The 15,888-nt window shown below is 66.8% G+C and carries 13 protein-coding genes and 1 pseudogene; 11 read left to right on the forward strand and 3 right to left on the reverse strand.

Annotation, left to right across the window (positions count from 1 at the left end):
* Nucleotides 1-94: 94 nt before the first annotated feature.
* The 3 genes and pseudogenes from V5F89_RS07665 to V5F89_RS07675 form a co-directional block, all read left to right on the forward strand.
* Nucleotides 95-1,336 (forward strand): cyclopropane-fatty-acyl-phospholipid synthase family protein, encoded by a 1,242-nt coding sequence (locus V5F89_RS07665; protein ID WP_338445071.1) that lies wholly within the window; start codon nt 95-97, stop codon nt 1,334-1,336.
* A 4-nt stretch (nt 1,337-1,340) separates the two neighbouring features.
* Nucleotides 1,341-2,519: a serine hydrolase domain-containing protein gene (locus V5F89_RS07670; protein WP_338445072.1), complete on the forward strand. Its 1,179-nt coding sequence runs from the start codon at nt 1,341-1,343 to the stop codon at nt 2,517-2,519.
* A gap of 304 nt (nt 2,520-2,823) precedes the next feature.
* Nucleotides 2,824-2,991, forward strand: a pseudogene (locus V5F89_RS07675) (2-oxo acid dehydrogenase subunit E2); the annotation flags it as partial.
* Nucleotides 2,992-3,275: 284 nt separating this feature from the next.
* Here the strand turns inward: V5F89_RS07675 and V5F89_RS07680 are convergent.
* The gene (locus V5F89_RS07680; protein WP_338445073.1) at nt 3,276-3,623 is read right to left on the reverse strand and encodes a helix-turn-helix domain-containing protein; all 348 of its coding nucleotides are present in this window, start codon (nt 3,621-3,623) and stop codon (nt 3,276-3,278) included.
* 117 nt (nt 3,624-3,740) lie between these two features.
* On the opposite strand from V5F89_RS07680, the gene V5F89_RS07685 reads away from it, so the two are divergent.
* The 8 genes from V5F89_RS07685 to cynS all read left to right on the forward strand — a co-directional run bounded on the left by V5F89_RS07685 (nt 3,741) and on the right by cynS (nt 13,016).
* Nucleotides 3,741-4,604 (forward strand): pirin family protein, encoded by an 864-nt coding sequence (locus tag V5F89_RS07685; RefSeq protein ID WP_338445074.1) that lies wholly within the window; start codon nt 3,741-3,743, stop codon nt 4,602-4,604.
* A gap of 107 nt (nt 4,605-4,711) precedes the next feature.
* Nucleotides 4,712-6,055 carry an NAD(P)/FAD-dependent oxidoreductase gene (locus V5F89_RS07690; RefSeq protein ID WP_338445075.1) on the forward strand — a complete coding sequence of 448 codons (1,344 nt, stop codon included), beginning with the start codon at nt 4,712-4,714 and terminating at the stop codon, nt 6,053-6,055.
* A gap of 195 nt (nt 6,056-6,250) precedes the next feature.
* Nucleotides 6,251-6,832 carry an ANTAR domain-containing response regulator gene (locus V5F89_RS07695; protein ID WP_338445076.1) on the forward strand — a complete coding sequence of 194 codons (582 nt, stop codon included), beginning with the start codon at nt 6,251-6,253 and terminating at the stop codon, nt 6,830-6,832.
* Nucleotides 6,829-8,037, forward strand: a complete 1,209-nt coding sequence (locus tag V5F89_RS07700; protein ID WP_338445077.1) for an ABC transporter substrate-binding protein — start codon at nt 6,829-6,831, stop codon at nt 8,035-8,037. Before V5F89_RS07695 ends, V5F89_RS07700 begins: the two co-directional genes overlap by 4 nt.
* A gap of 447 nt (nt 8,038-8,484) precedes the next feature.
* Complete coding sequence (locus V5F89_RS07705) at nt 8,485-9,741, forward strand: alginate export family protein (RefSeq protein WP_338445078.1); 1,257 nt, start codon at nt 8,485-8,487, stop codon at nt 9,739-9,741.
* 29 nt (nt 9,742-9,770) lie between these two features.
* Complete coding sequence (locus tag V5F89_RS07710) at nt 9,771-10,607, forward strand: formate/nitrite transporter family protein (protein ID WP_338445079.1); 837 nt, start codon at nt 9,771-9,773, stop codon at nt 10,605-10,607.
* 151 nt (nt 10,608-10,758) lie between these two features.
* Complete coding sequence (locus V5F89_RS07715; protein WP_338447537.1) at nt 10,759-12,576, forward strand: protein kinase domain-containing protein; 1,818 nt, start codon at nt 10,759-10,761, stop codon at nt 12,574-12,576.
* Nucleotides 12,573-13,016: a cyanase gene (cynS, locus tag V5F89_RS07720; RefSeq protein WP_338445080.1), complete on the forward strand. Its 444-nt coding sequence runs from the start codon at nt 12,573-12,575 to the stop codon at nt 13,014-13,016. The genes V5F89_RS07715 and cynS overlap by 4 nt, the downstream gene beginning before the upstream one ends.
* A gap of 46 nt (nt 13,017-13,062) precedes the next feature.
* Here cynS and V5F89_RS07725 read toward each other — a convergent pair whose 3' ends face one another.
* Both V5F89_RS07725 and V5F89_RS07730 read right to left on the reverse strand, forming a co-directional pair.
* Entirely contained in the window at nt 13,063-14,649 is a 1,587-nt protein-coding gene (locus V5F89_RS07725; protein WP_338445081.1) for an amino acid permease, read from the reverse strand.
* A 394-nt stretch (nt 14,650-15,043) separates the two neighbouring features.
* Nucleotides 15,044-15,835 (reverse strand): PaaX family transcriptional regulator C-terminal domain-containing protein, encoded by a 792-nt coding sequence (locus V5F89_RS07730; protein WP_338445082.1) that lies wholly within the window; start codon nt 15,833-15,835, stop codon nt 15,044-15,046.
* Nucleotides 15,836-15,888: the final 53 nt, after the last annotated feature.

Raw genomic sequence — 15,888 nt, forward strand, 5'->3', positions numbered from 1 at the left:
CTTCAGGTGTTGCCTGCATCATATCGCGATCGTTCGCAAATCGTCCCGCAACGATACTTGAACCGGTCCGGCGCCCGGTCCATAGCGCGTTGCCATGAAGGCGGAGGGGATAGGCAGGGGCGAAACCCTTCTCACCGGCGGCGCGCGGTTCGAGCGCAGCCCGGGGCTTTTCGCTCGCATGATCGCGCCGGGTTTCCACAAGATCCTCGACCGGGTCGATGCAGGCCTCGAAACCGGGTCCATCATCGGACATTTGCCCGACGGGTCGACGCGCGTGCTCGGCGGGCGGGCGCCCGGCTTCGAGGCGGAAGTCACGCTGCACGACTGGCGCGCGCTGATGCGGCTGGCCACCAATGGCTCGATCGGCTGGTATCAGGCATGGGAAGCGGGCGAGTGGGACAGCCCGGATCCGGTCCCGCTTTTCGCCCTGTTCATGGCCAATGGCGATGCGCTGGGCGACACCGGCCGGGCGCGCGGCCCCTTCCGCTGGGCGGCGCGGCTGGCGCACTGGATGAACCGCAACACGCACGAGGGCGCGGCGCGCAATATCCATGCCCATTACGACCTCGGCAACGATTTCTACCGCCAGTGGCTGGACCCCACGATGAGCTACTCGAGCGCGATCTGGGGCGAGGGCGACGACCTCGAAGCTGCGCAGCGGCGCAAGTGGGCACGGCTCGCCGAACGGGTCGGCACGCCTGCTTCGGTGCTCGAAATCGGTTGCGGCTGGGGGGCGCTGTCGCACTATTTCGTCCATTCGGGCGCGAAAGTGACCGGGATCAGCCTGTCCGACGAACAACTGGCCTGGGCGCGCGAACGGCACGATCCGGGCATCGACTTCCGTCATCAGGATTATCGCGATGTCGACGAACAATTCGATGCCATTGTCAGCGTCGAGATGGTCGAGGCGGTCGGGCGCGAATACTGGCCGAGCTATTTCGACTGTATCGCGCGCTGCCTGAAACCGGGCGGGCGCGCGGCGATCCAGTTCATTTCGATGAAGGAAAGCCTGTTCGAAGCCTATGCGCGAAGCGCCGACTTCATCCAGGCCTATGTCTTCCCCGGCGGGCTGCTGATCCGCACGAAGGAATTCGAACGCCTCGCGCGCGAGCGGGGGCTGCGGTGGGCCGATTGCGAGGCCTTCGGACAGGACTATGCCCGCACGCTGAAGGCGTGGCGCCAGCGGTTCGACGATGCGGTCGCCGGAGGACGCCTGCCCGCGGCGTTCGACGAACGGTTCCGGCGTTTGTGGCGCTATTACCTGATGTATTGCGAAGGCGGGTTCCGTGGCGGCGGGATCGACGTTCACCAGGTCACGCTGGTCAAGGAGGGGTGAGGGAATGGCGAAATGGAAACTGGCGCTGGCAACGGCGCTGCTGGCGGGTTGCGCGGGCACGCCCGTTGCTCGGGAGCCGCAGGTCTATCAGACGCGGCAGCCCGAATCGGTCACGCTGGAGGATCAGCAGGTCCTGTTCTGGGACGAGGCGACCCGGTCCGACCGGTTCCGCCGGATGGAGGACTACTTCGCCGGCACCGAAGTCGCCGCCGCCCCGGATCCGCGCGAATTTGCCGCAGGCGAGCCGTTCGACGGCGATACCCTGGCGAAAGTCGATGCCTATCTGGCCGAGATGAACGCGGCCGGGATCATGGTGATCCAGGACGGCAAGGTGCGGCTCGAGAAGTATCGCCTGGGCTTCGGGCGGGACCAGCGCTGGACCAGCTTCTCGGTCGCCAAGAGCTTCACCTCCACCCTGCTCGGCGCGGCGGTGAAGGACGGGCATATCGCCAGCCTGTCCGACCCCGTGACCGATTACCTGCCCGAGCTGGCAGGCACGGCCTATGACGGCGTGACCGTGGAGCAGGTCGCGACGATGACTTCGGGCGTGGCGTGGAACGAGGACTACGCCGATCCGAACAGCGATGTCGCGCGGATGCTGATGATCGCTCCGCAGGAAGGGGAGACGCAGTCGGTGACGTTCGCGAAGACGCTGACGCGCGAGGCGCCGGCGGGCGAGAAATGGCTTTACAAGACGCTGGAGACGAACCTGCTGGGCGATATCGTCGCTGCGGCCACCGGGCGCTCGCTGGCGGAATATGCCAAGGAGAAGATCGTCGATCCCGCCGGCTTTGCCGGCAACCTGTTCTGGATGACCGATCTTACCGGCGGCAATGTGGGCGGGTGCTGCCTGTCGATCCGCCTGTCCGATTATGCGCGCATGGGCCAATGGGTGCTCGAAGGGGGGCAGCCTTCGGTGCCGGACGGGTGGTTCGAACGGGCCGGCGGCGCCATGGTCGATCTGGGCGAGGGGCGCGGATACGGTTACCAGTGGTGGTCCTATCCCGGCGCCTTCTTCGGCGGGCAGGGCATCTTCGGGCAGTATATCACCGTGATCCCCGAACGGCGCATGGTCGTTGCGATCGTGTCGAACTATCGCGTCGCGACCGATGCCGATCTGGCGCAAACGCGGATGAAGCTGTGGCGGACGCTGATCGAAGCGAGCGGCGCTGCGCCCTCCTGAACGCGGCCAACAGACGGAACGGGCTTCGATGCCGGGCGACGATATTGTCGTGAGCAACCGGACGGAGCGGTTCGGCGAACGAGTATCCGACCCGCCATCGACCCGTGCAATTCGTTTTCGGCCATCGGCTGCTGGCGCATCAGCTCCTTTCCCGCGAAATCGCCTGAACTTTTCGCCCGGACGATGGAGGAGCGCGGCGCTGGATTTTCGTTTCTTGTCATAATGGCCGGATGGTAGCGTTCGGCATCATGAGAGGAACCACGATGGCACGCTTTACCACTATCCATCTGCACAATGTCCCGCGGGCGCAGGCGAGCGGCGTCCGCATGTCGTCGATGGCGCGCTGCAGGCAGCCACGGTGATGAGCGCGACGGGCAGCTTCGACCACCGCGCCATCGATGGCGCCGATGGCGCGCAGCTGATGGAAGCGTTCAAGAGCCTCGTCGAGAATCCGATGGGGCTGATGGTGTGAACGGGCCACCGGAAATGCATGAGCGCCGCCAGTTCTGAAACCGCCGGACAGCGGGCCCGCTGGCCGGCCTGCGCGTCATCGCGTTCGCCGCTATCGACCGGTGCCGCATCGTGCGATGCCGCTGGCGGACCACGGTGCCGAAGTTCTCCCGCGTGGAGCGCCGGGGGAGGCAACGGTCATTCGAACCCGATCGTCGATCGGGAACGCAGGCCCGAGGTGCTGGCCGGCACGACCGGCTTTCCATGGTTCGAACGAGCGAACGGTCGGCCGGCCGGCATTGCCGCTCATCGCAGTTCTCCGTGACTTCTCCCGGCCTGGGCCTGCGCCCAGTCTTCCATCGCCTGCAGGACCGGCCTGAGGCTGCGGCCGCGGTCGGTCAGCGAGTAGTCGACGCGGGGCGGAATCTCGCCGTAGTCCTTGCGCTGGACCAGTCCGTCCGCCTCCATCTCCTTCAGCGTCTTCGACAGGGTGCGATGGGTAATCGCGCCGAGCCGGCGCTGCAGTTCGTTGAAGCGCAGGGGGCCTTCCATGAGCCAGAAGATCACCATTGGGCGCCATTTGCCCGAAAGGAAGTCGAGCGTCCTTTCTGCCGGGCAATGCCAGCCGTCCGGCCGGGTTTCGGGCTGGTTCATTGCAGTATCCTTTTGGACCGTACTTGCCGACATGTCAGCACACACATATGTTCCGGTCGACACGAAAGCAATGCCCCGGGGGCGGGGCGAGAATACGTCCCCTTGAAAGGCGAAGCGATGAAGACACTCGACACTATCCTGCGCAACGACAGCCCCCACTGGGTCGGCGACGGCTTTCCCGTGCGCTCGCTGTTCAGCTATCACGGCGATGCTGCGGCTATCAGCCCGTTCCTGCTGTTCGACTATGCCGGACCGTGGAATTTCGAGCCCGTGAAGGGCCGTCCGCGCGGCGTGGGCGAACATCCGCACAAGGGCTTCGAGACGGTCACGATCGTCTATGACGGCGAGGTCAGCCACCGCGACTCCACAGGCGGTGGCGGCACTATCGGCGCGGGCGAAGTCCAGTGGATGACCGCCGGGTCCGGCGTGCTGCACGAGGAATTCCATTCGCCCGGCTATTCGAAGACCGGCGGCCCGTTCCGCATGGTGCAGCTATGGGTCAACCTGCCTGCGAAGGACAAGGCGACCCCGGCCAAGTACCAGGCGATCACGCGCGACACGATCTCCGAGGTCGCCTTCGACGGCGGCCGCGCGCGGATCATCGCGGGCGAGTTCGAAGGCACCAAGGGGCCTGCCAGCACCTTTACGCCGATCAATCTGTGGGACGTTCGGCTCGATGCCGATGCGGAGGTCACGCTGCCGCTGCCCAATGGCCACACCGCGATGGTCGCGGTGCTTTCCGGCCATGTCACCATCGACGGCAAGGGCGTGGGCGAGGCCGAAATCGCGTGGCTTTCCCGCGATGGCGAAGGCGCGGCGATCAGGGCCGACGGCGATGCCATGCTGCTGGTGATGACCGGCGAGCCGATCGACGAACCCGTGTTCGGCTACGGCCCCTTCGTGATGAACACCGAGGCCGAGATCCGCGAAGCGATCGCGGAGTTCAACTCGGGCAAGTTCGGCGCCCTGGCCCCGGCCTGATCCATTCGTGCCCGAAAGGAACATTTGCCCGGGCCGGGCGCTCTTGGGAATGCAGGCGGGTTGCCGAACGGCAGCAGCCTGGCGCATCGTGGCCTCTGGATTCGGATTTGCAGCTGAACGCGAACGACTACCCCGATATCGACCTCACTCCGTCAGGAGCGGACAAGCGCCCGCACGTGGTCATCGTGGGGGCCGGCTTCGGGGGACTGGCCTGCGCCCGGGCGATGGGGGGCCACGCCGTCCGGGTCACGATCGTCGACCGGCATAACTACCACCTGTTCGTGCCGCTGCTGTACCAGGTTGCCACGGCAGCGTTGTCGCCGGCAGACATCGCCGAACCGATCCGCAAGATACTGCGCCGGCACGAAAACATCGATGTCGTCATGGGCGAGGTCGGCGGAGTGGATGTCGCGCGCCGCCGCGTTCTCATCCAGGAGGCGGGCTATGTCCCTTACGACCGGCTCGTCCTCGCCACCGGATCGAAATACGATTATTTCGGGAACGAACACTGGGCGAAATATGCCCCCGGCCTGAAAACGGTGGCCGATGCCCGGCAGATTCGCGCCAGCGTGCTGCTCGGCTTCGAGCGTGCCGAAATGTGCCGGGATCGCGATCGGCAGAAGGCTTTGATGACGTCGGTTATCGTCGGCGGCGGCCCGACGGGCGTGGAAATGGCGGGGGCCATCGCCGAACTTGCTCGCTGGAGCCTGCGGCGCGATTTCCGCAATATCGATCCGCGTTCCGCGCGGATCATCCTGGTGGAGGCCGGCCCGAGGATTCTCGCGCCTTTCCCGGAGGAACTGGCCCGATACGCCCACGCCAGCCTCGAGCGCATGGGGGTAGAGATTCTCACCGACCAGGCTGTCCGCGACATCGGCCCGGAAGGCGCCTTGATCGGCGACGAATTCGTCAGGGCCAGCACCATGGTCTGGGGCGCCGGCGTCAAGGCTTCGCCGGCAGCGCAATGGCTTGGAATCGAGGCGGACCGGCAGGGCCGGATTCCCGTCGGGAAGGATCTGGCAGTCGAGGGAACGGAGGACATCTATTCCATCGGCGACACGGCCCTCACGCTCGACGATCGCGGAGAGCCGCTGCCCGGCCTCGCCCAGGTGGCAACGCAGCAAGGGGCGCACCTCGGCAAATCGCTGGTCGCCCAACTGGAAAGAGGCGCGGCGCCTGCTGCATTCCGGTTCCGCAACAGAGGCAACACCGCCATCGTAGGGCGGAACGCCGCCATTTTCGACTTCGGAAAGCGACGATTGAAGGGCCGGTTCGCCTGGATGCTGTGGGCGCTGGTCCACGTATACCTGCTTGTCGGATTCGAGCAGCGAATGCTTGTAAGCCTGCAATGGCTCTGGAGATGGATCACTTATCAGAGCGGCGCGCGCCTGATCGCCTACGATCCGTCGGAACGAGGGCGGGGTTCCCAGGGCAGCGAGCCGCCCGGCTAGAGTCGTTTTCATTCCCGGGAGCGGACGGTGCCGGCATTCGCAGGCCGGCTCGCCGCCGCGACCTCGCAAACCCCCGGACTGCGATCCGCTCCGGCGCCGCGCGGAGCCCATGGCGCGCGCGCGATGGGCGGCGGTCGGTACATCGGGCCGAGAGGAGGCTTGCATTGCCCGCACCGGGGGTTGCAATACGAGGGAATGCGGATCGCGATCATCGATGAAAGCACCACGAGGGCGTCGATCATCGAAGAGGGGCTGGCGCAGCTGCCCGATAGCGAGATTTCCATCCTGACCGAACGGCAGGGCCTGATCGCGCGGCTCGAGGCGATCGCGCCCGATGTCGTCCTGATCGACCTGGGCAATCCGTCGCGGGACGTGCTCGAGGAGTATTTCGCCATCAGCCGGGCGCTTGCCCGCCCCATCGCCATGTTCGTCGACGCGGCCGACGACGAGGCGATCGAGGCGTCGATCGACGCCGGCGTGTCCGCTTACGTGGTGGACGGGCTTTCGGCCCACCGGATCAGGCCCTTGCTCGATCTTGCGATCAAGCGCTTCAACGCCTTCGCCCGGCTTCAAACCGATCTGGCGGCGGCCGAGGGCAAGCTGGCCGAGCGCGAAACGATAGACCGGGCCAAGCGCATCCTGATGGACGGCAAGGGCCTCAGCGAGCCGGAGGCCTATGCCGAGCTGCGCCGCAAGGCGATGAGTTCGAGCCGGCGAATCGCCGAGATAGCGGAAGCGGTCGTGACGGCGCACGATCTGCTGGGAGATGGCGCATGACCGAACATCTGACGATCGGATTCCTCCCCTTGGCCGACGCCTGCCTGCCGATTCTGGCGCACGAGCACGGCTTCGCCGAGGAGGAGGGGCTTTCGCTCGGCTTCCAGCGCGACGTCAGCTGGGCGACGGTTCTCGACCGCCTGCTCTACGGCCACACCGATGCCGCGCATCTGATCGCGCCGCTGGCGATCGCCGCCACGCTGGGCCGCGGGCGCCCCGCGCAGCCGCTGGCCGTTCCCTTCGTGCTCGGCCTCAACGGCAACGCGATCACGATGTCGACCGCCCTGGCAAGCCGGATCGCGCGTTCGGAAAGGTTCGAGGACCCGCGCGAACTCGGCGCCGCGCTCGCCAGCGAGGCCGCGGCGCGCAAGCGGGCGGGAAACCGGCTGCGCTTCGGCGTCGTCCATCGCTATTCCAGCCATAACTACATGCTGCGCTACTGGCTCGCCCGATGCGGGATCCGGCCCGACGAGGATGTCGAGATCATGACCGTGTCGCCTCCCTTCGTCGCCGACGCCTATGCCAGCGGAGAGATCGACGGCGCCTGCGTCGGGGAGCCGTGGAACACCCTTTCGGTGGAGCGGGGCGTGGCGAGGATCGTGCTCGCCACCGCGCAGATCTGGCGCCGGGGCGTGGAGAAAGTCCTGGCGGTGCGCCGCCCCGTGCTCGAAGCCCGGCGCCCCGCTTTCGAAGCGCTGATCCGGGCGATGCGCAAGGCCGGCAGGCACTTCGTCGACCCCGAGAACTGGGACGGGAATGCGACAATTCTCGCCCGGCCCGAATATGTCGGCGGCGATCCCGCGCTGATTCGCCGAGCGATCTCCGACCGGCTGGTCCTGCGGCAAGGCGGCGAGCCGGTGCATTTCCCCGATTTCATGTTCCAGCACAGCGAGGCGGCGAATTTTCCCTGGGTCAGCCAGGCGCTGTGGCTCTATTCGCAGATGACCCGCTGGGACCGGACTCCGTTCTCGCCCGGGGAGGCGGCCGCCGCCGCCTCGGTGTTCCGCCCGGACGTATACCGCAGCGCAATGCACGACACCGGCGACCCGCTTCCCGGCGCCAGCTCGAAGGTCGAGGGGAGCGTCGCCCAGCTTACGACCGTGGGTACGCAGCAGGGGGTTATCACATTGTCCCCGAACACTTTCTTCGACGGCGACAGTTTCGACCCGGAGAAGATCGAAGAGTATCTTGTGCGGCTGCCCTAGGCGTTGCGAGTCCCGGCGAAGGCCGGGACCTCGGGCCACTGGCGCTTCGCCCGATAGCCCGGGGGCGACCAGGCGGCCTGAGACCCCAGCCTTCGCTGGGGATCGGGAGGATCATTTGGCGCCTTGGCGTCGCTAACGAACCAAACCGGTATTTTTTACTTGACATCGTGACGCTATTTGGTTATTTACATCGATGCTCCCGATAGTGCGATTCGCTGCCGCCTGCGCCGGCCGCCGATTTTGCTGCACCGCAAAAAACTGCTTGGCGAACGCGATATGACTCGATAACACTCGTCGCGGACCGGGAGTTGCCCCACCGTCGGGGCAGATAGCGCTTCCGTTTCTGTTCTGACATTGCGTGGCAACGTCGCCGCCCGATCTGGCTCCCAACCCGGGACCCGGTCGAGGCGGCTTTTTTGCGTTGCGCGCCGATCGCGAGGGGTTCGAGTGAGCGACTACGACGCAGGTTCTCAGCGAAAAACAGGGTCCTGGCGAAAGCTGCCGGCGGCGCTTGCGCCGGTCCTCGCCGCGGCCTGGCCGCAGATGGCCGCGGCTGCACCGGGCGACACGATCGAGATCGGCGGCGGCGCGTCGCTCGATCCGATCCTCGCCGCCCGGCTGCGTCATGAAGTCGTCGACCAGGCCGGTGCGCCGGACGAGGCCCGGGCGCTGACCCTGCGGGTCCGTGCCGGCGCCGCGTTCAAGGTCGACGATTTCACGATCCTGGCGGAGGGCGAGGGGACCGCGGTGCTGGTCGACGATTACAACGACACGCTCCCCGGCAACGGCGTCGAGCCGTTCCCGGTTGTCGCCGACCCGGAGAATGTCGAACTCAACCGGTTGCAGGTGTCGTGGATGCGGGACGGCACCGGCGTTACGGTCGGTAGGCAGCGGATCATTCTCGACGATGCGCGCTTTGTCGGTAACGTCGGCTGGCGGCAGAACGAGCAGACTTTCGATGCCGTGCGCGGACAGGCGAAAGTCGGCCCGGTCTCGCTCGACGCGACTTACGCGAACTCGCAGCGCACCATATTCGGCGCCGACAGCCCGAACGCGCATTTCGACGGCGATCTCGTGCTGCTCAACGGCGGGGTCGATCTTGCCGCGGTCGAGGCGAAGGCGTTTGCTTACCTGATCGATTACGACACGCGGCTGGCGTTCTCGAGCCAGACTTACGGCGTGCGGGTCGGCGGCGGGATCGCGATCCCCGCGGTCGGCAAGCTCGAAGCGCAGGCCAGCTACGCGCGCCAGAGCGACTACGGCAGCAATCCGGTCGCCTACGATGCCGATTACTGGAACGCGCAGCTTGGCCTGAGCGTGTTCGGTTTCGACCTCAAGGCCGGTTACGAGGAACTCGGCAGCGATGGCGGGACGGCCGCGATCCAGACCCCGCTCGCCACGCTCCACGCCTTCAACGGCTGGGCGGATGTGTTCCTGACGACCCCCGCCGCGGGCCTGCGCGACCACTACGTCACCGTCGGCCGCGCGATCGGCGTGCCGTTCCTGCCCGGCCTCAAGGCCGGTCTCACTTATCACGAATTCGACAGCGCCTTCGGCGGGCTCGACTACGGCCACGAATGGGACGCCTCGCTCGGCTTCACGCTCGGACCGGCGGCGCTGCTGGCGAAATACGCGAACTACCAGGCCGACGGGTTCGCCGTCGATACCGAGAAATTCTGGCTCCAGGCCGAAATCGGCTTCTAACCCCAGCTTCCAATCGAGGAGAATTTTCAATGTCCTACCTCGCACCTTCGGAATTCGTCACCAAGATGGTCGACGCCGGCGAATCCAAGATCTTCATGTCGACCAAGGACACGCTGATCCGCGCCTTCATGGCCGGCGCCACGCTGGCGCTGGCGGCAGCTTTCGCCATCACGATCACGGTCCAGACCGGCGATGCGCTGCTCGGCGCGGTGCTGTTCCCGGTCGGCTTCGTGATGCTCTACCTGCTCGGCTTCGATCTGCTGACCGGGGTGTTCGTGCTCTGCCCGCTGGCGGTGTGGGACAAGCGGCCCGGCTGCACCTGGGGCGGCGTGCTGCGCAACTGGGGCCTGGTGTTCACCGGCAATTTCGCCGGCGCGCTGACCACCGCCGTGATGATGGCGATCTATTTCACGTACGGCTTCCAGACGGAACCCAACGAGGTCGCCCAGCGGATCGCCTCGATCGGCGAAGGGCGCACGCTGGGTTACGCCGAGTTCGGCGTTGCCGGGTGGCTGACGATCTTCGTGCGCGGGATGCTGTGCAACTGGATGGTGTCGACCGGCGTGGTCGGGGCGATGATCTCGACCAACGTTTCGGGCAAAGTGATCGCCATGTGGATGCCGATCATGCTGTTCTTCTACATGGTGTTCGAGCATTCGATCGTGAACATGTTCCTCTTCCCCAGCGCGCTGATGATGGGCGGGGCCTTCTCGGTCTGGGACTATTTCTGGTGGAACGAGATCCCCACCGTTCTCGGCAACCTCGTCGGCGGGCTGACTTTCACCGGCCTGACGCTCTACGCCACCCATGTCCGCACCAGCCCGAGCCGCAAAACGGCCGAGCCGGTGCTGTCGCGCGCGGCGTGAACATGGCGAAGCGGCCGAACCTCCCCTCCCCGACGGGGAGGGGTCGGGGGCGGGGGAGCGCGCCGCAAGGCGCGCGTCCAGGCCGGCGGCGTGGCACACCCCCACCCAGCCTCCCCCTCAAGGGGGAGGAGAAGGGCATGGCCTGTTGAACGTGCAGGTCCTTCCCGTTGGCCCGCGTGGCCCAAACGCCGACCGGCTGGAGATCTCCATCGGCCAATATTCCACCGCCGGGGCCAAGCCCGAGAATCAGGATTTCCACGGCGCCCTCGAACCCGCGGGCGCCGACCGGCTGACCAAGGGCATAGCGGTCGCCATCGCCGACGGGATCAGCACCAGCCGGCTGGGCGCCGCGGCGGCGGAAACCGCGGTGAAGAGCTTCCTGACCGATTACTACTGCACGTCCGAAGCCTGGTCGGTGCGGACCGCCGCCGAGCGGGTGATCGCCGCCACCAACTCGTGGATGCACGCGCGGAACGCCCGCATCCGCCCGCGCGAGGAAGGCGAGAACCGCGAACGCGCCGCGCTGATCAGCACGTTCAGCGCGGTGGTGCTCAAGTCGCGCTCGGCCCACGTCTTCCACATCGGCGATGCGCGGATCGCGCGGATCGCCGGCGGCCGGATCGAGGCGCTGACCGAGCCGCACACCGTGCAACTGGGCGGCGGCGAGCGCTATCTCGGCCGCGCGCTCGGGGCCAATCGCGCGGTCGAGATCGATTATCGCGCCGTGCCCTTGCAACCCGGCGATCTGCTGATGCTGTCGACCGACGGGGTGCACGAATTCGTCGGCCCGGCGCGGACGATGGCGCTGATCGCCGCCGCCGACGATCTCGACTGGGCGGCGCGGGCGATTGTCGAGGAGGCTCTGGCAAACGGCAGCGGCGACAACCTGACCGTCCAGCTGGTGCGGATCGACGCCCTGCCGGGCGGCGAAGTGGACGAACTGCTCGGCCCGGAGCTGCACCTGCCGCCCGCGCCGCTGCTGACGGCGGGGCAGGTGTTCGAAGGATACCGCATCCTGCGCGAAATCCATTCGGGCAGCCGCAGCCATGTCTATCTGGCGCGCGACGAGGCGGAGGGCACGCGGGTGGCGCTGAAAGTCCCCTCCACCGAACATGCCGGCGACGAAAGCGCGCTGGTCGCGCTGCTGCTGGAGGAATGGGTCACGCGCCGCGTGTCGCATCAGAACCTGCTGCCGGCGGCGCCGCAGCACCGGCCGCGCGGCCATGTCTACGCGGTGGCGCCGTTCCTCGACGGGCAGACGCTCGAGCAATGGCTGGCCGACACTCCGCAGCCCGAGCTGGCGGCGGTGCGCGACGTGGTCGGCCAGATCGCCGCCGGCCTGCTGGCGCTGCACCGGCGCGAGATGCTCCACCGCGATCTCAGGCCGAAGAACGTGATGATCGATGGGGAGGGCACGGTGCGGATCATCGACTTCGGCTCGGTCGCGGTCGCCGGGCTGGACGAGATCGCGCCCGCCGTCGCCAAGCCGGCGGTGTTCGCGGGGACCGTGCAGTTCGCCGCGCCCGAGTTGCTGCTGGGCGAACCCGCCAGCGCGCAGAGCGACCTCTTCTCGCTGGGCGCGATCGCCTATCATATGCTCACCGGCGCGCTGCCCTATGGCGGCAAGCTGGCCGCCGCCCGAACGGCCGCGGCGCAGCGGCGGCTACGCTATCGCCCGGCGCGCGAGCACCGGCCCGACCTGCCCGAGTGGGTCGACGCGGCGCTCGCCCGCGCGGTGGCGGTCGACCCGCGCCAGCGCTACGCCGAATTGAGCGAGTTCCTCTACGACCTGGCGCATCCCAATCCCCGGCTCGCCGGCAACGGGCGGCCGCCGCTGCTCGCCCGCGGGACCGCCGACCAGTGGCGCACGATCGCGCTGGTGCTGGCGGCGGCGCTGGCGCTGGCGATCCTCACCCGGCCCGACCTGGGCCTCTTCACCTCACCCCCGCCACAGGAGACTGCACGATGATGAGCAAGGCCGACGTCACCGAAATGATTATGGAGAAGAAGCGCGCCGGCGGCACAACCTGGGCCGAGATCGCCGCGATGGCGGGCCTCGGCGAGGTGTTCGTCACTTCCGCCTGCCTCGGCATGAACAGCCTCCCGCGCGAGGCGGCGAGCAAGATCGCGACCGGGCTCGGCCTGCCGCAGGAGGCGGCGGTGGTGCTGGCCGAGTTTCCCAAGAAGACCTTCGAGCAGGCGGTGCCGACCGATCCGTGCATCTACCGGTTCTACGAAATCGTCGGCGTCTACGGCGAGACGCTGAAGGAACTGATCCAGGAGAAAGGCGGCGACGGGATCATGAGCGCGATCGATTTCGACATGAGCGTGGAGAAGGTCCCGAACGCAAACGGCGACCGCATCGAAGTGCGGATGAGCGGCAAGTTCCTTCCCTACAAGAGCTGGTAGGCGGTCCGCAGATCCTCCCCGCCGTCTTGCGATGGGGCGGGGGCGCCTACGCCCCCTTGCGATCGTCGACACCGGGAATTCCGGGTTCGATTTCCGCATATTCGGGCTCGTGAACCTCGATAATGCCGCGGCCGAGATGGCTCCTTCTGCGGCTGTAGCCGAAATAGACCGCCAGCCCGATCAGCGACCAGATCGGCAGGACCAGCATCGCTTCGGCGGGCAGGTTGAGGAACAGGAAACCGCACCCCAAGATCGTCGCCGGCGCGACGAGCCATAGCGCCGGCACCCGGAAATCGCGCTTGCGATCGGGGGCGCTGCGGCGCAGCAGCATGACCGCCACGGCCACCATCAGAAAGGCGTAGAGCGTGCCTGCATTGGCGATGTCGGCCAATTGGCCGACCGGGAAGAAGGCCGCGGCAAACGCCACGATCGTCCCGGTGATGGCGGTCACGACATAGGGCGTGTTCCATCGCGGATGGATCCTGGACAGTCCTTCGGGAAGGAGCCCGTCGCGGCTCATCACGAAGAAGATGCGGGTCTGCGCGAACAGCAGGACCAGAATGACCGACGGGAGCGCGAGGAAGGCTGCGATCCCCAGCATATTGCCGATTCCCGAAAAGCCGATCTGGCGCAGGACATGCGCCAGCGCCTCGTCCGAGCAGACCAGCGCCGCCGAATATTGCGGCATCGCGCATTGCAGCGCGAGCTGCTCGGAACCTGCCGGAAAGGGAATGCCGTCCGGGCCGACGATCGGCTGCCCGCCGATCGTGCCGATCGCGCCTGCGGCGACGAGGATATAGAAGACGGTGCAGAACAGCAGGGAACCGACCAGGCCGATCGGCACGTTGCGCTGCGGATTCCTGGTCTCTTCCGCCGCGGTCGAAACCGCGTCGAAACCGACATAGGCGAAGAAGATCGTCGCCGCCGCGCCGACTGCGCCGAGGCCCGAGCCGAAGCCGCCGAAGACGCCTGCGGGCAGGAATGGATTGAACCGGTCCGCGTCGAACTCCGGGCTGGTGAAAGTCAACGCCATGAAGGCGGTGAGCGCCGCGACCTTGATGACGACGAGCACGGCGTTGACGCGGGCACTTTCATTGGTGCCGATCATCAGCAGCCCGGTGATCAGCAACGCGATCGCCATCGCCGGCAGATTGACGAGGCCGCCCGGCTCTCCGCCCAGCGCGAGGGGGCCGGCGGCCAGCCATTGCGGCAGCTCGATCCCGAGGAATTGGTTGAGAATGGTCCCCGTGAAATAGCCCGACCAGCCCACCGAGACTGCCGAGGCGGCGATCGCATATTCGAGAATGAGCGCCCAGCCGACCGTCCAGGCGAGCAGCTCGCCCATTGTGGCATAGGAATATGTGTAAGCGGACCCGGCGACCGGAATCATCGCCGCGATTTCCGCATAGCAGAGCGCCGCGACGATGCAGACCAGTCCGGCGATCGCGAAGGCGAGCATCAGGCCGGGACCGGCCTTCTGCGCGCCGGCTGCCGTCAGCACGAAGATCCCGGTGCCGATAATGCAGCCGATGCCGAACAGCATAAGCTGTATCGGCCCCAGGGTGCGTTTGAGCGACGTCTTCTTCGCCGTCGCGAGAATCGCGTCGAGCGGCTTAATCCTGTCCAGAAGCATCGGGCGGAGACCCTCACCGGCCCGCAGCGGAACGGTTCCGCCCTGCCAGCCTGCAACGCCGTGATTTAATCGCTTTTCGAAGCCCGGCAACGGAAATCTATCGCGCCCGATGTTTTTTCGGGAAAGCCGCTTTCAAACCGGCGCCCGGTCTTCGCGAAGCCGGCCCCACGGCTTTCGCTGGGCGCCGAGCTGGCGCGCGCGATCATGCGACCGGCAAATATCTCCATCCGCAAGCCGGCGAACCGATCGAATATGCCGAGAGTGCTAACGACTACGCCGACACCGAGTTCTACGCCCGCGTGCGGGGCTTCGGCCCTGTCGGCCGTTCCCTGGCGCTGCCGAATACCCGACGCTGCAGGGACGAGGTTCTCCGCGTTGCGGGACGCGCGGTTCGCTATTCCGCCAGATACCGTTTCCATATCCGTTTTCCCAGGCGATCGTATCGGATCATCGCCGCGATCAGGCCCGCGAGGGCATCGCTGGGGCACAGTTCTTCGGGTAGCAGAGGATCGCGCATGATCGCGCGGATCGCCTGCCGTCCCAGCAGCAGGGTTTCGGCAGCCGCGGAGGGCAGGTCGCGCGTTTCGATCTTCGCGGCGCTCTCTTCCAGCAGCGACGCGAGCCGCTTGTACGATGCCTGCAGCGTATCGACGTCCCACAGGGTGCGAAAACGTGCGTTGCGCTCGTCGTCCAGCGCGCGCGCTTCCGCAACCAACAGCGATCTTGCCGCTTCGAGCCGGATCAGCCGGTGACGCATCCCGTCGGCCCCGTCCGCCAGATTGGCGGGGCGAACCCAGATATTGACCTCGGCTTCTGCAAATCCCTCGAGCTCGAGCGCGCGCAGCGTGCGGCGCCAGGCGGTGCGGTCGGCGCGATCCTGCGGGCCGGCGATGGCGAGCAGCCAATGTCCGGCCCAGGCCTGGCGCCGGTCGAGCCGGCTTCGCCAGCCGAGGATGCGCTGCTTCAGCGGCTCTGCATTCGCGCCGATGGTATAGCGTCCCCGTGCGACGGACTGCACCTGCCCTTCGGATTTGAGCCGGGTGAGGGCGGTGCGGATTCCGGGCGCCTCGATCCCGAAAGCGGCGCCCGCCCGCACCAGATCGCCGGCCGTGAAAGTCGGCGGATCGCCGGTATCGAGGAGATCCAGGATCAGCATCCGCGCGCTCATCGCATTGCCGTCGGCCATTATTGTATTGCGTTTTTCGTCCATATCCGACATTTTACGTAATAAATAGAACG

Origin of the sequence: Pelagerythrobacter marensis (assembly GCF_036700095.1) — a bacterium.
GTDB classification, from domain to species: Bacteria; Pseudomonadota; Alphaproteobacteria; order Sphingomonadales; family Sphingomonadaceae; genus Pelagerythrobacter; species Pelagerythrobacter marensis_A.